Raw genomic sequence first — 18833 nt, forward strand, 5'->3', positions numbered from 1 at the left:
TTCGGGAGGTTCATCTGGGCCGGGGGCGGCGGGTGCTGACGCGGCGCGCGCGGGCGCTGAGCTGCAGCTTGCGGCCCACCACGAGCAGGATCATGAGCACGGCCGCGCGGATCATCCACCAGCGTTCGTCGCTGCGTGGAGCCGGAGGAGGAGCGGATTCGCTGGGGACGGCCAGTTTCGCGGCGGAATTTCCCGCCGGTGGTGAAGCCACGGTGGCCGCAGGCATGGCCGGGGCGGTGACAGCCGGTGTGCCGACGGCGGGCGCGGCATAGGGGGAGGCTGTGGCGAGCCTGGCTGCGGGCTGCGTCGGGGCGGCTTCGGCGGGAGGGGTGGTGAGAGCGTCTTTCGGGTTCTCCTTTGCGGCCTCCTGCAAAAAGGGGTCATCGGCGTAAGTGGTGTCGTAGAGATACTCGGGGTCCTGGACGCTGAAGGGCACCTCGAGGATCCTGCCGTCCTGCTCAAAAACGCCGCGGATCGTCTGCATGGGCCCGGTTTGCTCGAAGATCTCGAAGCCCAGCCAGAAGTCCTCGAGTACTTTGTCCGCGATGGTCTGCACAAAGGTCACGTCCATCTTCTGCGCCGCGTATTCCGGCTCCGTCATTGGCGGTGTCTGAGCGGCGTCCGGCCACAGAGGCTCAAAGCGCACACCGGTGCCCAGGCTGGCCTTCTTTTGATTGATCTCGACGAGGATGTGCTGGTTCAGGTAGGTGGCGATGCGCGGCTGCGCGGCCGTGAGCTCCGCCATGCTGATCTTGTGGTCGCCATCGGTGTCGATGCCAGTGAAGCGGGAGAGGGTGAGGATGTTGAAGGTGAAGCGGATTTCGAGCTTGTGCGGGCTGGGGCGAACGCGCATTTCGCTTTGGTCGGCGGGGTGGGCCGGAGCGGAATGGGGAATGGCGAATGTGTGGATGACGAATGCCAGTGCCAGGGCGCGGCGCAGGGGGAGGCTTGAGGAGATGAAGGGCGTCAGTGGCACTCGGTGAAGCGGGGAGCGTGGTGGCGAAGAGAGGAAGGGATTGTAAACTGGGAACTGGGAACTGGGAATTGTAAATTGGGCTGGTGCTGGGCTTAAGACTTGATGCCAAACGAAGGCACTGGGGAGTACCGTTTTAGATGGCTCTGAGCGTTTCTTTTCCTGCAGAAACAAGGGAGCCTTGCTTCGTCATGATTCCACCAGCGCGCCCCAGCCGTCGTATTCGATGCCGAGGCGCTTGCATTCCTCGTGATGTGAGAGGCTTTCTTTGAAAATCGCCCCGACATCCAGGGACATGCGGCGGGCCATGATCATCTGCGATTCCTCGGCTGAAGAGTCCAGCAAGGAGTAACCTCTGGCTGCCAGGGCGTTCTGCATCTGGTGCAAGCCTCCCGGGGTGCCGCGAAATACAAACTCCAGTGAGTGAGGCTTTTCCGGGTCACTCCCTGACGCCACCAGGCTGTCCACCACGCGGCGGTCAAATATGTACAACCATGATTTTTCGGAGGGCCAGACGTGCTCGAAGAAGAAGTTCCAGCCCTCGTGCTCGGACACATCGGTTTCGTAATCGTCGTATTGACCCATCCAAGATCCCACGGGAGGGCGGAAGGGAGAGTAGTCGGCCACCTGGAAGACGAGTTCTCTCGTGCCGCCGTGGGTCAAACGGGCAAGCATGAGGCAGGGCACTTCCTCAGCATCCAGCATCTCCACCAGCCGGTCTTCCATCGCCCAGAGGATCTGAGCTTCGTCCCTGGAGGGGGCTCCGTTTTGGTTTGGATTCTTGATGGTGATCAAGACACGGGCGCAGAGAGGGTACCTGCTTTGATCCACTTCGTTTGATTTCGTATGGAAACCGACCACGACAGGGCCGTCATCGGTGCTGTAGTAATAGGATTCCCAATCGTTTTGGGGGCAGACGCTCATGGTAATGTCTCGTGGGCGTGCGCTTGTGAAGCCCTGAGGCATCGAAGGATGCCATAGACGAGCACAGTCAGCGCAAGGGCAACAAAAAGTATTTCGTCCCAAAGGCGGTCGTCCTTGGGTTCCAAAAGAAGTCTGAATGCGTCCATGGCAGGCTGGGCGACAACCACGAGCACTGTGAAAACAGCGATGACAGTCCAGCGAAACAAACGGCTCATCGGAGACTCATGCGAGGCGAAGCTGATGAGCCCAAAGCCAACGGAGAAGGCAAGACCTCCCAGCAGCAATGACCAGGTTTCCTCGGGAAGCAGTGCCCGCAGCCACAGGGTGAGAGGTGCCTGGAGGTCTGCAGGCTTGGGGTGCCAGATGTACTCGGAAATCTCAATGAGATTTCCTGCGGCGACGTGAGCGATGAGCAAGAACCAGCCGAAAGACAGGCCTTCCCAGGCTGCAAGCAGCCAACGAGTCCAGCCTGTCCTCGGGGCATTCATCATTCCAGCGTGATCCACATGGGGGAAACCCAGACGAGTTCGCCGTTGGTCTGTTCGCCGCGGAAGTAGTAGTAGCTGGTTTTGCCTTTTTCGGGCTTGGGGTCGGTCCAGGTGAGGTTGATCTCTTTTTCCTTGGAGATGGTCATGGGGATTTCGACGTTGTCCTTGATCATCGTCACTTTTTCAAAGGGCATGGTGCCGATGAGCTTGAGGGTGAAGGTGGGGGCGCCTTTGACGGTGAATTCATCTCCCATCATGCGCTCCTTGCCGTCGGCGGCTTTGCAGCGGCTTTCGGCGATGATGTTGTCGGTGGCGCCGTAGGTGTGGCGCTGGCGCATGGCCTTGATGATGCCTTCGCGGCTGTAGTCCTCGGCGTAGATCATGGCGTAGCTGATGTGGGTGCTGCCGTGGTCGCTGCTGCTTTCAAAGCTGAACTTGTAGCCTTTGGCAAAGGCATCGCACACCCAGCCGCCGGGCTCCCAGCCGCCGATGGCATCGTTTTCGGTGGGGCAGCGGGGGCAGCCGGGGTATTCGTAGTTCTGGCGCGCGCCCTGGTAGATCTCGACCATGGGCTCGTACTCGCCGCCCCAGTTGCGCCAGTCGGTGCCCATGCTGCCGACGCTGGTGTGGCTGGCGCAGACGCCGTTGAACTTTTTAAGGTACTTGTAGAGCATGTTGGTGTCCGGGGCGGGCTCGTGCACACGGGCGTCGCTCAGCGGGAGGCGGGGCAGGGTGCGGACGCCGCGCTGGGCGAAGACGACATTGCGGTGACCTTCGGGATAGACCACGCTGCGCTCGTAGCTGAACATGGGGGTGAAGGCCTTGGGAAGGAAAAAGGCGTCCGTGGTCTTCTGGGTGAGCCACCAGGTGTATTCGCGGCCGTTGCCGTTGTCGTGGTCGCCGTTGCCGATCCAGTCCATGGAGGCGGCGTCGATGGCGTAGCGCCACATGTCTTCGAGGGGCCCGTCATTGGCACCGTCTCCGCTGATCTCGGTGTGACGGTGGAATTCGCCACGGAGGATCTGGCGCTCGGTGCCTGCGATGCTGCTGCGGAAGCCGCGGATGGCGGCCAGTTCGGAGCGCTCGGCCTGGGTGCGCTTGCTGGGGGCGGGGTTGTCCTGCGGGGAGTCGGCGAGGGGCTTGAGCACAGCGGCCTTTGCGGCGGTGCTGGTGATCAGGCGGCTGAAATAGACATCGTTGTCAAAGGGGTCCTTGCTGGCATCCAGCGCGGCGTTGCCGCCTTTGCCGCCCGGGTTTTTGGAGCGGTTAAATTCCGCCATGCGGTCCATGCGGTGGTCGCTGCTGTGGGCCACAAAGAGCATCTTGGGTCCGGCGGCGATGGCGGGGAGATTGTACATCAGGTTGTCGCTGTGCGGGATGCTGATGGGACCCACCCAGTGGTCACCTTCGAGGTAGGCGGCGACGCTGCCCCAGGTGCTGCCCAAGGGGCCGCGGAAGCTGTTGAGGCGCGTGCGGGCGATGAGCCAGATGCGGCCCTCGGAATCGCAGGTGATGCGGCCGAGGTTGTTGTAAGTCTGCGGGCCGGACACAGCGGCATGGGCCCCCGGAGCGCCGCCGCGCACGGCGGGCTTTTCAAAGGCGAGGCCATCGGGCACCTCAGGAGAAGCAGGCGGGGCAGGGGTGCTGACGTCCGCGCCACGGCCTTTTCCTTTGCCCTTCCCTTTGCCTCCACGCGCCTGGTTGGCTGTGGCTCCGGGCAGTGCATCGGCGATGCTGCCCTGCGGTTCCTGCCAGGTCTTGCCATCCCACACGGCGATGCCGATCTGGCGACTGCGGTAAAGTGGGATGCCGTCTGCACTGTCATACGCGCCCCAGTCCTTGCCCCAGGTGGCGCCGCTCTTCTCATAGGCCGCCCACACGCGGCCTTCGTGGTCATAGGTCACGGCGGCGCGGGCCTCATACTGCGGGGTGTTGGCCACTGGCATGGGGTTGGTGGCGGTTTTGCCGCTGGCGTCCAGAAGGCACATCCAGACGTCGTAGTCGCCCTTTTCATAGGTGTCCCAGGCGAGGGCAAACTGGCCGCTGCCTTCGGCGCGCGGATCGGCGCTGATGGCGGGGTTCCAGCAGTTGCCGCTGTTCTTGGAAACCGTCTGCGCTGCGGCCCAGGCATCCGACTCGTGCGTGCGGGTGCGGATCTCAAACCTGCCTTCATGCGCGGCCATCCAGGCGAGCACCAGGGTGCCCTTGGTGGAGTGGGCGATCACTGGATTGAGGTCATTCCCAGGAGACTTGGAGAGGTTTTCCACCGGGCCGAGTTTCCCCCCGACAAAGTGGCGCGCGAGGATTTCAAAATTGCCCTCCAGGCGCTCGCTCCATACGATCCAAGCGCCGCCCTTGCCGTCCACCGCCACGGCAGACTTATAGATGTCACGACCGGTTTCTGTCACGGCGATGCGTGCGTCCTCCCACTGCCTGGACTTCCGCACATGCAGCCAGAGCTGGTCGCCGCCCACGGGGGTGTTCAGAAAGGAGAGATCCTCAGGCTCCTTTTCCCAGCGCTTGGCCCGCTCATCGCGGTCGATGCCCGGGGTGAAGCTTTGATAAACGAGGAAGCCCAGGCCTTCCGAATCGAAGGCGAGGGCGGGGAAGTCATCGTCTGTGCGCTCGGTGTTAAACTTGCGCAGGGTGAAGGCCGTCTGCTGCACGGCGATGCGGCCTTCCATGAGGTCCAGAGCATCGCCCGGCTTCACATCCGCGAGCTTAAAGCTCACTTTTCCCTGGGCGGTGGTCAGCTCCACGCTGCTCTCCGGGGTGACGTCCCGCAGCTTTACAAACACGCCGTTTTCAAAGATGGGGCCGAGCTGCCGCGCCATCTGGCCGATCTTCTTGGGGTTGTTTCCGCGGGCCTTGGTAGGATTTGCCCCGGCCGGGGTGCGGCTGCTGGCCTTCCAGGAGTTTTTGCCGGTGAGGGTGTCCTTCTGCTCAAAGCGGTAGCCATTCACCTCCAGCACCTCTCCTGGAGTCACGGTGACGGAGCCGTCCCAGACGGTGGACTCCTTGTCATTGAGGCCGAGCTGGATCAGCAGCGCGGAGTCCGCGGCGGAGGCGACGCCGGTGAGCAGGAGGAGGGGGAGCAGGAGAGATTTCATGGGTTGGTGCGTGAAACGCCGTCTAACGCGCGATCTCGCTGCGAGTTTTCCAGAAGAATGCGCAGGGGTGGATTCCTAAATTGACGGGAGCGGCCCGGTCGATTTAAAAAATTCGTTATTGGAAAATATGTGGGCGGCGGTTGGTAAAAGAACTGCTGTCTTTGCGTATCACCAAGGCCGTACGCGCTGCGGCTTCACATCCCATAACACACCACATCATAACACCCGTCAGACACCCATGAAGAAGACTGCTCTCACCCTCCTCTGCCTTGCCATCGGTCTCAGCACCGCCTCCGCAGATGATGTCATCAAAGGCGCCATGAAAAAGAACTTCAAGCCCGAGGACGCCATTGCCAAGAAAGTCGGCAAAGGCGAGGCCTCCGACGCTGAAATCGACAGCCTCATCAAGTGCGTGCAGGCCATCTGCGCGGCCACGCCGCCCAAGGGCGACAAGGCCGTCTGGGTGGAAAAGTGCAAGGCGATGGAAGCCGCGCTGAAGAAGGTGAAGTCCAAGGACGCGGCCGGCGTGAGCGAATGGAAGAAGGCCGTGAACTGCAAGGCCTGTCACGACGTGTTCAAGGGCGCCGCCAAGTAAGGCTCGTGCGACGGCTTTTCCCGGCGCTGCCGTGATCCCGGAAGGCTCCGCTCCCAAAAGCGGAGCCTTCTTTATTTCTGCTTCTTGCGTGTCCGGGCGGATGCTCCAATATCCGCCCAACCATGCCCACCACGTACCACATCGTCCCCACCGAAGCCCACAACGATCTCGTCCGCGCCGCCTACCAGCACCGCGGCTACACGAAAGCGGAGGCCGAGGACGGCGCACGGTTTTGCGAGATGGCGTCCGCGCACGGCATCCGCACGCACAACGCCATCAAGGCGCTGCACCTGGACCACCTGTTTGGCAGCGCCACCGGGGGCTGCAAACCGGGCGCGGAGGTGGAGGTGATCAAGAAGCCCTTTGCCGCGAGCGAGGCCTGGGATGGCAAGCTGAAGCTGGGCCAGAGCGTGGCCTTCCGCGCCATGGAGCGCTGCATGGAGATGGCGGACAAATACGGCATCGGCCAGGTGAGCGTGGACAATGCCTTTCACTACCTGTGGGGTGGCGGCTATGTGATGGATGCGGCGAAGAAGGGCTACATCGCCTACACGAACTGCACCTCCACGCTGGGTGAAGTGGTGCCTTTTGGCGGCAAGTTTCCGGTGCTGGGAACGAACCCCCATTCCTGGGGCCTGCCCACGCAGGATGCCTGCGGGTTTCCGATCGTGATCGACTGGGCCACCTCCACCGTGGCGATGGGCCGCGTGCAGCAGCTCAAGCGCGAAGGCAAGCCGCTGCCTCCCGGTGCTGCGGTGGACAAGGAAGGCAAGCCTACGACCGATGCGAATGAGGCGGCGTGGCTTCTTCCGTTTGGCGCGCACAAGGGCTACGGGCTTTCGCTGCTTATTGAAGTGATGGGCGGGATGATCGGCGGCGGCCTGCCGACGCTGCGCGGTGGTGGTGCGCATCCGGACATCAAGAGCAAGCCTTTCCCGGCGGGTGAGAAGCGCACGAGCAGCTTCTACTTCCAGGTGATCCATCCAGATGCGATCAGCACGGGGCTGTTCTCCAACGGGCGCTCGTTCAATGAGAACGTGAAAGCGGTGATTGGCGACATTCTGGGCCACGGGAACGAGAACTGCATGCTGCCGGGGCAGCCGGAGGCGCAGAACGCGGCGCATACGGCGAAGGCGGGGGGGCTGCTCTTCAGCACGGCGGAGGTGGAGGCGCTGAATGAGATCGCGGATGAGGTGGGGGCGAAGCGCTTTGAGGTGGCGGCGCTGGGGACGTATGAGGTGCCTTGAGGAGGAGAGGCGCTGGGGACTGGAGCACCTTGAAACGCGGGCGTTTTGGGGTGCCTGGGGGCGGCAAAGTTTTCGGGGACAGGGAGACGCTCGAAAGCGGCGATGAATCGCCGCACTCCGGGGACGCTGGCGCGTGCTAGTAGATCATCGCGTTGTCGGGGGCGGTGGTTTCCTCGACTTTGGTGGCTTCGATGATGGGGACGGTCTGGTTGCCTTCCTTCTTGTAGTCCATTTTACCGACGACTTTGACCCAGGTCATGTCTTTGAACTCGGGGGCTTTCTTGCCGAAATCGACCGGAACGGAGTAGGGGCGGGCGTCAGCGGCGCAGCACTGGACGAGCATGCGGAAGATGCGGAGGCGGTGGCCGTCGGCATTGTTGACCTTCTCAGGCAGGATCTGGGCGACGGTTTCGACCATCTGGCCGGTGAGGACTTTCTGCACTTCCGCGTCGCCGCCGGTGTAATAGAGCTCGGGGACTTCGAGGATGAAGTTGCCCTCCTTGCTCTGCGGGACCTGCTTCTTGAGGTCTTCCAGGGTGAAGGTGCCGTAGCTCTTGGAGGTCTGGGCGGGAGGCGGGACGTTTTTGGGCGGAGTCTGGGTTTCGGCGTTGGCGGCAGAGGCTGCGGCGACGCCGGGGGGCGGTGTCTTGGGGGCCGGCTGTACGGATGGCGTGGGAGATTCCGGTGCTTTTTCCGTGGTGACCTTGGCCGTTGTGGCGGCAACCCCAGGCTGGGCCGCGCTCTTGTTTTTGTTTTGCAGGGAGAACTGCTCGGCGCGAGAGGTGTCTTTGTAGTTCGGGTCGTAGAGCCCCTTGTTTACGATGGCATTGGGGCTGTAGCGGTCCGGGGTGGAAAGAGCGGCCCAGGAGAGAGGGGCGGCCAGGATGAGCAGCACGGCGATGCGGCCGGGCCAGGAGCTTTCCTCCAAGATGCCGTGGGCATGACCCTCGGCGCCGTGATGATGATGGTTGTGGCCGTGGTCATGGCCGCAACATCCGGCTTTCTGGGCATGATCGTGCGAGTGGTTGTGGCCGCAGTCTTTGTGGTCATGATCGTGGTCACAGGTGCCGTGTGCGTGATCGTGGCTGTGGTCGTGACCGCACGCGGCGTGGGCATGTTTGTGGGAATGGTCGTGCTCGTGATCGTGGCCGCAGCAGCCCTCTTTGTGCTGATGCCCGTGATCATGACCGCAATTCGAATGATCGTGATCATGGTCATGGTCGTCGTGCCCGTGGTCATGGCCTTCGCAGCCGACGTCTTCGGCGCCCATGGTCAGCAGATTGAAGAGTCCGAGGACGGCGAGGCCGATGCCGGAAACGAGCACCATGGGGCGGAAGATGCCATCTGGCGGAAGGTAGTTGCTGAGACGGCCGCTGATGTAGAAGTAGAGCAGCACGCCCCCCCAGAGGAGGAGCATGGCGACACTGAGGAGATGGACGAGGGTGCGGGTTCCACTCATGGCGTTTTAGGGTTTGGTGTGGAGATGTTGAACAAGATCGATCCAGGGCACAGAGAGCAGGCCGATGAGAATGAAGAGACCCACCAGCAGGTATACGACCACCCTGCGCTGGAAGACGCTGGAGTACATGAAGAGGAGCTTGATGTCCATCATGGGACCGAAGACCAGGAAGGCGAGCTTTGCGGCCATGGAGAAGGCGGTCATGGGGGCGGCGATGAAGGCGTCCGAGGTGCTGCAGAGGGAGAGGACGATGGCGAGGCCCATGAGGGAGGGGATGGCCAGCCAGTCGTTGCCGGCGACGGTGTTGAGCAGCCCCTGATTGATCTGCGTGTTGAACACGGAGGTGATGACGACGCCGATGGCGAAGTACATGGCGGTGTCCAGGAAGTCGCGCATGGAGCTGCGCATGGCGTGCACCAGCCTGCCATTGAAGCTGGCGGCCGGGGCGTGGGTGTGGTCGTGGGAGTCACCCGCGGCGGCGTTTTCGATCTTATTGGCGATGCTGTGGCGCAGCACCTGGCCCGGTTTGAAGCGCAGGACGACGAGGCCGACGATGACCGCCACGAGGTAGCCCAGCGAGAGGCGGGCGATGGTCATGGTGGCATTTCCCGCCGTGGCCCAGGACAGGCCCTGAAACTCCTTGAAGGCGGTCAGGGTGCTGATGGCCACGATGGGGTTCATGATAGGGGCGGAAAGCATGTAGGTGACCGCGCAGGAGAGGGGCAGGCCTTTCTGGACCAGACGGCGGATCACCGGCACGACGGCGCACTCGCAGACAGGAAAAACGAGGCCCAGGAAGCCGGCGATGAGGGTGGAGAGGACCTTGCTCCTGGGCAGCACGCGGTCGAGCAGCTTGGCCGGCAGGAAGGCATCGATGATCCCGGAGAAAATCGTGCCGATGAGGATGTAGGGGGCGCCTTCGAAGACAATGCTGAGGAAGGCCATGAGGATGTCCCCCATGCGGCTGGGTGCGGGCAGATCGGCGAGAAAAATCATGTGGCTGGAGTGAACTCTCTTAAACGCGCCGGGAAGGCGGGTTCAAGCGGGAAAGAAAGGGGAAATGCATAACGGAGAAGGCAGAATGACGGATGCGGAAATGAGATTCCATGGGCTTTCCGGCGGACGGCCTTTGCTGAACCTCCCCCGCACTGTGCCAGGCTTGCGCATCCGTGGGCGGGATTTGCGATGGCCTATGAGGACGGGCGGCGTGTGCGTTGATGGGGCATAACGCGCAACCCAACTCCAACTCGACTCCCCTCCATGAAATCGCTTCTTGCTCCTCTGCTGCTCAGCCTGGCCATGACGGCCACCGTGTTTGCCGCCTGGCCCATCAATGATGAATGCCCCGTGGACCACAAGGCCGCGCGCCCGATCTACCGCGTGAAGACGGATGAGGGCTTTGTGGCTTTTTGCTGCACGGAATGCATGCAAAAGTTCATCAAGTCCCCCGGTTCCTATCCGGTGAAGAAGAAGGAAGTGGCGAAGTGAGCCGCGGCAGCGGCGGTGGCAGGGCTGGGTCGGGCTGGTCTGGCATGGACAACAGACCAGCAGCGCGGCCTTGAGTCCGGAGGCCTGAGCCGTCCTTGTTGCGGCTCATGTCTTCCTCCCATCCTTTTGATCTCAAGGAACGCTCGATCTGGGTCTTTGGCGGCGCCGGTTATCTCGGCTCAGCAGTGATCGCCCAACTGGCAGAAATGCAGGCGCGCGTGCTGTGCGTGGATCTGGCGGAGCGCGCGGCGGAGAGCCTTGCGAAGGCCGGCCTGAAGGGGCGGGTGGCGTCCGCCTCGCTCGATGCCGCCGACACGGCCGCAGTGGAGGCGTTTGTGGAGGAGAAGACGAGCGCCCATGGGATGCCGCAGGGGCTGGTGGTGATGACGTATGCCTCCACGGCCAAGCGCTTTGAAGAGCTCACCGCAGAGGATTTTGACATGGCGAACCACGGCAACCTCACGGCGACCTTTGCGCTGGCGCGCGCCGTGGGGCGGCGCATGGCGGAGCAGGGCGGGGGCAGTGTGGTGCTTTTCTCCAGCATGTATGGCAGCGTCTCGCCCGATCCCCGCGTGTATGAGGCGCCGATGAACCCGAACCCGGTCGAGTATGGCGTGGGCAAGGCGGGCATCCAGCAGATGGCGCGCTATCTGGCGGTGCACTGGGGCAGGCAGGGCGTGCGCTGCAACAGCATCTCCCCAGGCCCGTTTCCGAATCCGGCGCTGCAATTTCAGCAGCCGGAGTTCATCGAACGGCTGGCGCAGAAGGTGCCGCTGGGCCGCGTGGGGCAGGCGGCGGAGATCGCCGGGGCGGTGACTTTTCTGCTGAGTGATGCGTCCTCGTTCATCACCGGACAAAACCTGGCGGTGGATGGTGGCTGGACGGCGTGGTGAGGCTCACAGGGTTTCGCCACGGATCAGGCGGGGCATGAGGCGCATGGCCTTCGGGGGCAGCGTGCCGGCCTCCGCGAGCTGACGCGCGGCCTTGCAAACGCTGCGGGCAAACTGGCCGGTGTTTGCGGCGTAGCGCGTGACGGCGGGCACGGTGTGCTGGAGGAAGGTCTCGTCATCCCGGGAGATGACCACCACGTCCTGCGGAATGCGTTTGCCACGTTGCATGAGAAACATCATGACCGTGAGCACGTGGACCGCCCGCGCGACCACGTAGGCGGTGGGAGGACGCGGCGAGCGCAGGGCTTTTTCGATCTGGAGGCAAAGGTGGGATGCGGTGCTGTCATGAAAAATGATCTGAAGGGAGTGGCTGCCGCCCAGGGCCTCGCGCAGTCCCTGCTCGCTCTGCATGTCTCCGCCGTAGTCTCCCTGCGGCCGCACGAAGGCGATGTGGCGGTGGCCTTTGCCGCAGAGCATGCCGCCGGCGTGACGGCAGAGCGCGCGGTAGTCGGTGTCGATGGAGGGGAGGCCGATCTCCGGCGCGCAGGAGCCCACGACCAGGCAGGGAAGCTGACGGCGGAGGAACCAGCTCTGCACCGGCTCCAGCGAGCCAAACAGAAGCCAGGCAGCCGCGGGTGAGCGGGTGGTCAGCGCCTCCAGCGCACGGGCCGGCTTTGAGGTGAAGCAGGCGGTGCTCACATGAATCTCGAAGCTGAAGCCCTGGCGCGAGAGCTGATCGCGCAGATCATCCACCATCACAACGGTGGAGGGGGACATCTCCAGCAGCGGGCGCGGCGAGATGAGGGCGATCACGCGCGAATGAACGGCTTTCTTTGTTTTAACCGCGGTCTTGATGCGGCGCCGCTGCCTGTCCGAGACCTCCAGAAAGCCGTCGCGCTGCAGCTCATGCAATGCCGCGCGCAGGGTGTGGCGGCTGACCTGCAGGCGCGTGCAGAGCTCGCGCTCCCCCGGCAGATGGCCGTGCCAATGACCGGCCTGCATGGACTCGCGCAGGCTCTGAGCAGTGAGGGTGACGAGGGAGGTGCGCTGCGGGAGCCGGGGACTGGATGAGGTGGACGGGTTCATCTGGTTTGGGCAACAGACCAGAAGCAAGGCGTTGTGACAAATCGTTTCAGCAGCCTGTTTCGCACCATGTCTTCAAGCTCGCGCCATCTCTCCCACAGCGACCTGCTGCAACTGAAACGCTGGAACACGCCCACGATCTACAACGGGTGGGAGCAGATCACCCGGCACAATCCGGGGGAGGATGCCTTTAACATTGAGGAGACGCGCGACTTCATGCCGCAGATGGGCCCGATGGCGGGGTATGCGGTGACGCTGGTGATCGAGCCTTCAAACGCCGCGCACCGGCAGGCAAACCCGCGTGCGGGAGAAGAATTTCGCAGGTACATCGCCAGCGTTCCCGGGCCGAAAATCGTGGTGGTGCAGGATCTGGACAAGCCCCGAGTGCTTGGCTCCGCCTGGGGCGAGGTGAGCGCAAACATGTTCCGCGCAATGGGCTGCGTGGGCACCATCACGGATGGGGCGGTGCGCGATCTGGATGAGATGACCAACGCGGGCTTCAAGGCGCTGGCTCGCAGGCTCTGCGTGGGTCATGCGCATGTGCATCCTGTGCGCTGGGGCTGCGAAGTCGAGGTTTTTGGCCGCAAGGTGAACCCGGGTGATCTGATCCATGCCGACAAGCACGGCTTTCTTGTCGTTCCTCCTGAAGATCAGCCCAGGCTGCTGGAGGCCGCCCGCTTCATGGATGCGAATGAATGCACCACGGTCATTCCCGCCGCCCGCGAAGGCGCGGGGCGCGGCACAGAGGAGCTTCTTGCCGGTCTGGAAGCGTCCATCGCGCAGTTCAGCGCCAACGTGAAAAAGCAGTTTGCCCGCGAGGGTGAGTGGTAAGTCCCGCAATCCAATCTCATGAAACTCATTGCCCTTTTTCTCGCCATCACCTGCCTGGCGCAGGCCGAAAGTGTCATCACATTCAATCTCGACCCGACGCCGGAGAATCCGCGCAATTCGGAGGGATCTTTTGCCACGCTCGCTTCCGGGCGCATCATTTTCTGCTACTCGCAGTTTTACGGAGGTGCGCGGGATGAGAGCCCGGCGCGCATCGTGCGGATTCATTCGGATGATCAGGGCCGCACCTGGAGCCAGCCTGTGACCGTGGTGGAAAACAACGGCGGCAACAACGTGATGAGCGTCTCTCTGCTGCGGCTGGCCAGCGGGAAACTGGCGATGTTTTACTGCATCAAGAACAGCTGGATCGACTGCCGGCCGCACATGCGCATCTCCACCGATGATGGCGAAACGTGGACGGAGCCGAAGCTGGTGCTGCAGGCGCCGGGATACTTTGTGATGAACAACGACCGGGTGATCCAGACGAGCAAGGGGCGCATTGTCATTCCGCTGGCGTTTCACCGCTCACGAGGGACGGCCCAGGACACGAACAAGTCCTGGGATGCGCGCGCCATCGCCATGTGGATCTACTCTGACGACGAAGGGGCGACGTGGACTGAATCCTCCAGCTGGTGGGCCATGCCGGTGAAGAGCGGCAGCGGACTGCAGGAGCCGGGCGTGGTGGAGCTGGCGGACGGCGGGCTTTTCTCCTGGTGCCGCACGGATCAGGGAGCGCAGTATGGAATGTACTCGACCGACGCGGGAAAGACCTTTTCCCCTCCCGTGCCCACGGAGATGAAATCTCCGAACGGACCGGCGAGCATCAAACGGCTGCCGGGAAGCAGCGACCTGCTGGCGATCTACAATGACCACTCGGGCAAGTTTCCGTTTCCGCCCAAGAAGCGGAATCCGTATGTGGCGGCGATTTCGACCGATGGCGGGAAGACGTGGCCGCAGCGCAAGCTCATCGAGAATGATCCGGACGGAATTTACCATTACACCGCCATCCACTTCGTCGGCGACGCGATGCTGATCGGCTACTGCGCCGGAGACAGCAAGGTGGGCGCGCTGAACCGGCTGCGCATCCGCCGCATCACCCTGGACTGGCTGAAGCAACCCTGATGCACATGCGCTCCGTTGTACTACTTCTGAGCTGCCTGTGCGCGGGCCTGCCTGCGGCAGAGCCAACGCAGACCGCGCAAAAGCTTGCCGCAGGGAAGGAGCCTGTGCGCATTGTCTGCATCGGCGACAGCATCACCGGAGTGTATTATCATAGCGGCGGCCGCCGGGCTTATCCTGAAATCCTTGCGCTCGCCCTGCGGCAAATCTATCCACAGGCGCAGCTCAGCGTTCATAATGCGGGCATCAGCGGAGACACCACGACGGGCGGCCTCAAACGCCTCGAGCGGGACGTGCTGGCCCAGAAGCCGCAGCTCGTGACGATCATGTTTGGCATGAACGATCTGGTGAAGACGCCGGTGGAGGTGTTTAAAAAGAATCTGCGTGAAATGATCACCCGCTGCCGCCAAGGCGGAGCCGAGGTGGTTCTGTGCACGCAGAATTCGGTCGTCGAGACTGCGCAGCGGCCCGGTGCGAGGCTCGCGGAATTCACGCAGGCCATTCGCGAGATGGCGAAGAGCGAAAAGCTCCCGCTGGCCGACTGCCACGCGGCCTTTGAAGAGGTGCGTGCCGCGGACGCCTCGGAATGGGACCTGCTCATGAGTGATGCGATTCATCCCAACATGGCCGGGCACAAGCTCTTTGCCCAAACGCTGGCGCAGGCCATCAGCGGCCAGGCCGTTTCTCTTCGGGAAATCGGCCCGCCCACGCCTGCGCTGGCGCATACGTTTGCAAAGCTCAAGGCCGGCCAGCCTGTGAAGGTGCTCGCCATGCCGCCGTATGACACTTTGATCACGCCCGCGCTGCAGAGGCTGCATCCCGCGGCGGTCGTCGAGGTGACCCCGTGGCCCGTGGCGGGCCAGACGCTCGCTGAGATCGAGGTGGCTGCGCGCAAGGTGCGAGGCATGGGGCAGGACCTTGTGCTCATCGCCGTGCCCGCGGAGCTGCCGCTGTCAAACGCGCAAAAGTTCCACCATGACTATGCGTGGATCATGAACTGGTCGCTCAGTTTCGGAATGCAGCAGTGGGATGTGGTGGCAGTTCTGCCCTCGGTGGCGAAACCCATGCTCAACAAGGACGAACGCCGGCATGAAGCCTTGGCGCTGCGCCTCATCAAGGCGCAGGACCTTTCCATGATCTCCCGTAGCGAGGGAGACACCGCCCCCGCGCCCGAAATTCTCGCTGCCTGGCTGCTCCGGCATCAACCCTGAATCATTTTCCTTCTTTTATGAGACGCTCCAAAGTACTCGCCAAAATCCGCGCCGGTCACGTGGCACGCATCTGCTGCACGGGTTCGCCCATCGCCTTCTTCCCGGCCATCGCCGCTCATTTCCACTACGACGGCATCTGGCTGGATGCCGAGCACCGGGTGTGGGACCCGCGCGAAGCCGAGAGCATGCTGGGGCGCCATCATGCGGCGGACATCGACTGCATCTGGCGTGCTTCAACGAAGGAGAAGAATCCGCTTTACCGCCTGCTGGAAGACGGTGCGTCCGGCCTGATGATTCCACATGTCGGCAGTGCTGATGAAGCACGCGCGCTGGTGAATGCGATGAAGTTTCCACCGCTGGGAGACCGGGGCTTTTGCGGCGGCGGGCGCGATGCCGACTATTGGATCGGGAAGCCTGATGACTACATCGAGCAGGCCAATCGCGAGACCTTCCTCGTCGCGCAGATTGAGACACCAGCGGCTCTTGCCAATGTGGAAGAGATCGCCGCCGTGCCTGGTGTGGACGTCCTCTTTCTTGGTCCTGGAGACATGTCCCTGCGCCTCGGCTGTTCGCCTGGCGTGAATGATCCCGTGATGATGGAGGTGGAGAAGAAGATATCCGCCGCCTGCCGCAAGCACGGCAAGACCTGGGGCCGCCCCGTGGGCAGCGCGGCAGATGCAAAAACGATCGTCGACCTCGGCTCGCAGTTCGTCGTGCTCGGCAGCGAATTCGGTGCACTGCATCAGCACTTCTCAGACTGCTCCGCGCAGTTTGATCAGGTGCTCAATGAAGCTTCCGGCAAGCCCATCGTGCCTGAGGGCAAGACCTACTGATGAAACATATCCTCCTTTTCTGCGCCCTCGCACCAGCACTCTTCGCCGCGCAGCCACCCAAGCCGCACAACGCCGCCAGGCTCATTGTGGTGAATGACGATGGCTTCAGCCCCTTTCACAGCGGGCAGTACAAAACGGCGGAGGATCTGCGCAAGGCCATGCTCGCCTTCAAAGACACGCAGGTCGCCGTGATGGAGTGGTGTGTCATCGCAGGCAGCCGCTCCAACTATCCGTCCAAGGTCACGGAATTGATCGGTGAAGGCATGACGGAATTTCCCCGCCGCGGAGACAAGCTGGCGCATGAAACGGTGAAGCGTCTGGCGGATGCGGGGGAGAACACACTGGCAATCGTCACCGAAGCCTGCCATGCGGCGGGAATGGCGTGCTATGCCTCGCTGCGCATGAATGGCGACTACCCGGCTGACACATGGGGAGGGAGCTTGCCGAAGTTTCTCAACAGCACCTTTTGGTGGCAGCATCCGGAGCTGCGCGTGGTCGATGCGAAGGGCAAGACCGGCTACCGTTTCTCGTTTGCCTATCCTGAGGTGCGCGAGTTCAAGCTCAACATTCTGCGCGAGGTCGTGCAGCAGGACATCGACGGCATCAATCTCGACTTCCAGCGCCATCCGATATTCTTCGGCTTTGAAAAACCCATGGCCGATGCTTTCAAAGCCAAATACGGCATCGAAGCCAGCACCGTCACACAGGACGATCCACGCTGGGCGCCGCTGCGCTATGAAATGATGACGGGATTTGTCCGCGAGGTGCGGCACATTCTGGATGAAGCCGGGAAACTCAAAAACAAACACCTCGGCCTCTCCGCGCGCATCGACTGGCAGAAATATCCCACCTGGGGCTGCGACGTGGAGACGTGGCTGAAGGAAGACCTGCTCGACTACCTCGTCGTCGGCCAGTATGGCCTCGGCGGCTATGAATTCGACATCGCCCCGTTTGTGCAGATGGCCAAGGGCAGCGGCTGCGCCGTGTTGTTTGGCGAAGAGGCCACCCTGAAAGGCCACGACCGCACCGCCGAGGAGGACCGTCTCATCGCCGCGGGCAAGCTCACGATCCCGCCGCACGTGCTTCTCACACGCGAGCAATACCAGGCCCGCGCCGCCAAAGCCTTCGCCGCCGGAGCCGCAGGACTGCATTTATTTAACGATGGTCGGAAAGAAGTGTACAAGGGACTCGGTGATGTTAAACCATCACCCACCGCACCATGAAAGCCCTGCTCGCCTTCGCCTTCCTTCTGTCAGTTCTCAGCATGCCTTGCGCCGCCGAGCCTGTGCGCATCGCCACCTTCGATGTGGATGCCACTCCGCCGCTCGGCTCCGCGATGGCCTATGATCCGGTGAAGCGTGTGGACGATCTCACCCTGCGCTGCCGCGGCATCGTCATTCTGGGCAGTGGCGAGCCAATCATCCTCTGCGCCGTGGACTGGATCGGCATCGCCAATGAGGGCCACGATGCCTTCCGTGCCGCGCTCGCGGAAGCCGCAGGCACAGTGCCTGCACGCGTGGCTGTCCACACCCTGCATCAGCACGACGCCCCAGGCTGTGACTTCACCGCAGAGAAAATCATCCAGGAACTCGGCGTGAAAGGATACACCCGCTTTGAAGGCACGTTTCACCGCCAAGTCATCCAGCGCGCGGCAGATGCCATCCGTGCCGCCTTGCCAAATGCACAGCCCGTCACGCATTACGGCTATGGCGAAGCCGTGGTGAAGGAAGTCGCCTCCAATCGCCGAGTGGAGCGCACCCCCGAGGGCAAGGTGGGGCGCATGCGTGGCAGCAGTTGCAAGATCGAAGGACTCATCTCCCTGCCCGAGGGGCTCATCGATCCCGTCGTGTCACTCCTCAGTTTTTGGAATGAAGAAAAGCCCGTCGCCGTGCTCAGCGCTTATGCCTGCCATCCGCAAAGCTATTATCGCCTCGGCATTCCGAGTCCTGATTTCCCCGGCATCGCGCGTTTCATTCGTGGTCAGGATGTGAATGCCGCGCTGCACGTGCATTTCAATGGAGCAGGGGGCAACGTCGCCGCGGGCAAATACAACAACGGCACGCAGAGCAACCGCGTCATCCTCGCCACCCGCCTGGCCGCAGGCATGCGCGAAGCCTACGAGAAGACCACCAAGACCCCGCTCAGCAGCGCCGACATCGCCTGGGGCAGCGTGCCGGTAAAGCTTCCGCTCTCGCCCCGGCTGAACGAGGAAGATTTGACCGCCAAACTCAAAGCCACCGAAGCCAAAGGCTACATCTCCTTTGCCGACCAGCTCGCCTTCGTGCGCCGCAGCAAAGCCGGGCACGAGATCGACATCACCTGCCTGCAAGTCGGCACTGCACGCATGCTGCACCTGCCCGGCGAACTCTTCGTGGAATACCAGCTCGCCGCCAAAACCATGCGCCCGGATCTCCACGTCATGATGGCGGCCTACGGCAACTACGGCCCCGGCTACATCGGCACCGCCGCCGCCTACCCCGAAGGCGGCTACGAAACCGGCCCCACCTCCTCCAATGTCGCCCCGGAAGTGGAACAAGTTTTGACCGATGCAATGAAGAAGCTGCTGGGGGCGAAGCCGTGAAGAG

17 protein-coding genes are annotated in these 18833 nt (G+C 62.6%); 10 read left to right on the top strand and 7 right to left on the bottom strand.

Annotated features, from left to right (window positions below):
* Positions 1–10 precede the first annotated feature (10 nt).
* From ACILSQ_RS21340 to ACILSQ_RS21355, 4 genes are all read right to left on the bottom strand, one after another.
* Positions 11–853 carry a hypothetical protein gene (locus ACILSQ_RS21340; protein WP_395745687.1) on the bottom strand — a complete coding sequence of 281 codons (843 nt, stop codon included), beginning with the start codon at positions 851–853 and terminating at the stop codon, positions 11–13.
* 309 nt (positions 854–1162) lie between these two features.
* Entirely contained in the window at positions 1163–1897 is a 735-nt protein-coding gene (locus ACILSQ_RS21345; RefSeq protein WP_395745688.1) for a DUF695 domain-containing protein, read from the bottom strand.
* Entirely contained in the window at positions 1894–2388 is a 495-nt protein-coding gene (locus ACILSQ_RS21350) for a hypothetical protein (protein ID WP_395745689.1), read from the bottom strand. The genes ACILSQ_RS21345 and ACILSQ_RS21350 overlap by 4 nt, the downstream gene beginning before the upstream one ends.
* Positions 2385–5495, bottom strand: coding sequence for a DUF3604 domain-containing protein (locus ACILSQ_RS21355; protein ID WP_395745690.1), 3111 nt, complete (start codon positions 5493–5495; stop codon positions 2385–2387). The genes ACILSQ_RS21350 and ACILSQ_RS21355 overlap by 4 nt, the downstream gene beginning before the upstream one ends.
* A 238-nt stretch (positions 5496–5733) precedes the next feature.
* On the opposite strand from ACILSQ_RS21355, the gene ACILSQ_RS21360 reads away from it, so the two are divergent.
* Both ACILSQ_RS21360 and ACILSQ_RS21365 read left to right on the top strand, forming a co-directional pair.
* Positions 5734–6090 carry a hypothetical protein gene (locus tag ACILSQ_RS21360; RefSeq protein ID WP_395745691.1) on the top strand — a complete coding sequence of 119 codons (357 nt, stop codon included), beginning with the start codon at positions 5734–5736 and terminating at the stop codon, positions 6088–6090.
* A gap of 122 nt (positions 6091–6212) precedes the next feature.
* The gene (locus ACILSQ_RS21365) at positions 6213–7337 is read left to right on the top strand and encodes an Ldh family oxidoreductase (protein WP_395745692.1); all 1125 of its coding nucleotides are present in this window, start codon (positions 6213–6215) and stop codon (positions 7335–7337) included.
* Positions 7338–7473: 136 nt separating this feature from the next.
* Here the strand turns inward: ACILSQ_RS21365 and ACILSQ_RS21370 are convergent, their stop codons facing one another.
* Both ACILSQ_RS21370 and ACILSQ_RS21375 read right to left on the bottom strand, forming a co-directional pair.
* Complete coding sequence (locus ACILSQ_RS21370; protein WP_395745693.1) at positions 7474–8796, bottom strand: hypothetical protein; 1323 nt, start codon at positions 8794–8796, stop codon at positions 7474–7476.
* Positions 8797–8802: 6 nt separating this feature from the next.
* The gene (locus tag ACILSQ_RS21375; protein ID WP_395745694.1) at positions 8803–9792 is read right to left on the bottom strand and encodes a permease; all 990 of its coding nucleotides are present in this window, start codon (positions 9790–9792) and stop codon (positions 8803–8805) included.
* Between the two features lie 264 nt (positions 9793–10056).
* Here ACILSQ_RS21375 and ACILSQ_RS21380 point away from each other — a divergent pair, with 264 nt between their 5' ends.
* Positions 10057–10284, top strand: a complete 228-nt coding sequence (locus ACILSQ_RS21380; protein WP_395745695.1) for a hypothetical protein — start codon at positions 10057–10059, stop codon at positions 10282–10284.
* A 107-nt stretch (positions 10285–10391) separates the two neighbouring features.
* Positions 10392–11177 (top strand): SDR family oxidoreductase, encoded by a 786-nt coding sequence (locus ACILSQ_RS21385; protein WP_395745696.1) that lies wholly within the window; start codon positions 10392–10394, stop codon positions 11175–11177.
* Between the two features lie 3 nt (positions 11178–11180).
* On the opposite strand, the gene ACILSQ_RS21390 is transcribed toward ACILSQ_RS21385, so the two are convergent.
* Positions 11181–12260, bottom strand: a complete 1080-nt coding sequence (locus ACILSQ_RS21390; RefSeq protein WP_395745697.1) for a substrate-binding domain-containing protein — start codon at positions 12258–12260, stop codon at positions 11181–11183.
* 66 nt (positions 12261–12326) lie between these two features.
* Here ACILSQ_RS21390 and ACILSQ_RS21395 point away from each other — a divergent pair, with 66 nt between their 5' ends.
* The 6 genes from ACILSQ_RS21395 to ACILSQ_RS21420 are packed head-to-tail and all read left to right on the top strand — an operon-like array spanning position 12327 to position 18829.
* Positions 12327–13088, top strand: a complete 762-nt coding sequence (locus ACILSQ_RS21395; RefSeq protein WP_395745698.1) for an RraA family protein — start codon at positions 12327–12329, stop codon at positions 13086–13088.
* A gap of 18 nt (positions 13089–13106) precedes the next feature.
* Positions 13107–14207 carry a sialidase family protein gene (locus ACILSQ_RS21400; RefSeq protein ID WP_395745699.1) on the top strand — a complete coding sequence of 367 codons (1101 nt, stop codon included), beginning with the start codon at positions 13107–13109 and terminating at the stop codon, positions 14205–14207.
* A gap of 5 nt (positions 14208–14212) precedes the next feature.
* Positions 14213–15415, top strand: a complete 1203-nt coding sequence (locus ACILSQ_RS21405; RefSeq protein WP_395745700.1) for an SGNH/GDSL hydrolase family protein — start codon at positions 14213–14215, stop codon at positions 15413–15415.
* 17 nt (positions 15416–15432) lie between these two features.
* Positions 15433–16248: an HpcH/HpaI aldolase/citrate lyase family protein gene (locus tag ACILSQ_RS21410; protein ID WP_395745701.1), complete on the top strand. Its 816-nt coding sequence runs from the start codon at positions 15433–15435 to the stop codon at positions 16246–16248.
* Entirely contained in the window at positions 16248–17471 is a 1224-nt protein-coding gene (locus tag ACILSQ_RS21415) for a family 10 glycosylhydrolase (protein WP_395745702.1), read from the top strand. The genes ACILSQ_RS21410 and ACILSQ_RS21415 overlap by 1 nt, the downstream gene beginning before the upstream one ends.
* Positions 17468–18829 (top strand): hypothetical protein, encoded by a 1362-nt coding sequence (locus tag ACILSQ_RS21420; RefSeq protein WP_395745703.1) that lies wholly within the window; start codon positions 17468–17470, stop codon positions 18827–18829. The genes ACILSQ_RS21415 and ACILSQ_RS21420 overlap by 4 nt, the downstream gene beginning before the upstream one ends.
* Positions 18830–18833: the final 4 nt, after the last annotated feature.

The organism is Prosthecobacter sp., from assembly GCF_044227185.1.
Lineage (GTDB): Bacteria > Verrucomicrobiota > Verrucomicrobiia > Verrucomicrobiales > Verrucomicrobiaceae > Prosthecobacter.

Excerpts from the sequence above, each read along its gene's own strand:
- ACILSQ_RS21340 (WP_395745687.1), bottom strand. The coding sequence starts at position 853 with ATGCGCGTTCGCCCCAGCCCGCACAAGCTCGAAATCCGCTTCACCTTC.
- ACILSQ_RS21345 (WP_395745688.1), bottom strand. The coding sequence starts at position 1,897 with ATGAGCGTCTGCCCCCAAAACGATTGGGAATCCTATTACTACAGCACC.
- ACILSQ_RS21350 (WP_395745689.1), bottom strand. The coding sequence starts at position 2,388 with ATGATGAATGCCCCGAGGACAGGCTGGACTCGTTGGCTGCTTGCAGCC.
- ACILSQ_RS21355 (WP_395745690.1), bottom strand. The coding sequence starts at position 5,495 with ATGAAATCTCTCCTGCTCCCCCTCCTCCTGCTCACCGGCGTCGCCTCC.
- ACILSQ_RS21360 (WP_395745691.1), top strand. The coding sequence starts at position 5,734 with ATGAAGAAGACTGCTCTCACCCTCCTCTGCCTTGCCATCGGTCTCAGC.
- ACILSQ_RS21365 (WP_395745692.1), top strand. The coding sequence starts at position 6,213 with ATGCCCACCACGTACCACATCGTCCCCACCGAAGCCCACAACGATCTC.
- ACILSQ_RS21370 (WP_395745693.1), bottom strand. The coding sequence starts at position 8,796 with ATGAGTGGAACCCGCACCCTCGTCCATCTCCTCAGTGTCGCCATGCTC.
- ACILSQ_RS21375 (WP_395745694.1), bottom strand. The coding sequence starts at position 9,792 with ATGATTTTTCTCGCCGATCTGCCCGCACCCAGCCGCATGGGGGACATC.
- ACILSQ_RS21380 (WP_395745695.1), top strand. The coding sequence starts at position 10,057 with ATGAAATCGCTTCTTGCTCCTCTGCTGCTCAGCCTGGCCATGACGGCC.
- ACILSQ_RS21385 (WP_395745696.1), top strand. The coding sequence starts at position 10,392 with ATGTCTTCCTCCCATCCTTTTGATCTCAAGGAACGCTCGATCTGGGTC.
- ACILSQ_RS21390 (WP_395745697.1), bottom strand. The coding sequence starts at position 12,260 with ATGAACCCGTCCACCTCATCCAGTCCCCGGCTCCCGCAGCGCACCTCC.
- ACILSQ_RS21395 (WP_395745698.1), top strand. The coding sequence starts at position 12,327 with ATGTCTTCAAGCTCGCGCCATCTCTCCCACAGCGACCTGCTGCAACTG.
- ACILSQ_RS21400 (WP_395745699.1), top strand. The coding sequence starts at position 13,107 with ATGAAACTCATTGCCCTTTTTCTCGCCATCACCTGCCTGGCGCAGGCC.
- ACILSQ_RS21405 (WP_395745700.1), top strand. The coding sequence starts at position 14,213 with ATGCGCTCCGTTGTACTACTTCTGAGCTGCCTGTGCGCGGGCCTGCCT.
- ACILSQ_RS21410 (WP_395745701.1), top strand. The coding sequence starts at position 15,433 with ATGAGACGCTCCAAAGTACTCGCCAAAATCCGCGCCGGTCACGTGGCA.
- ACILSQ_RS21415 (WP_395745702.1), top strand. The coding sequence starts at position 16,248 with ATGAAACATATCCTCCTTTTCTGCGCCCTCGCACCAGCACTCTTCGCC.
- ACILSQ_RS21420 (WP_395745703.1), top strand. The coding sequence starts at position 17,468 with ATGAAAGCCCTGCTCGCCTTCGCCTTCCTTCTGTCAGTTCTCAGCATG.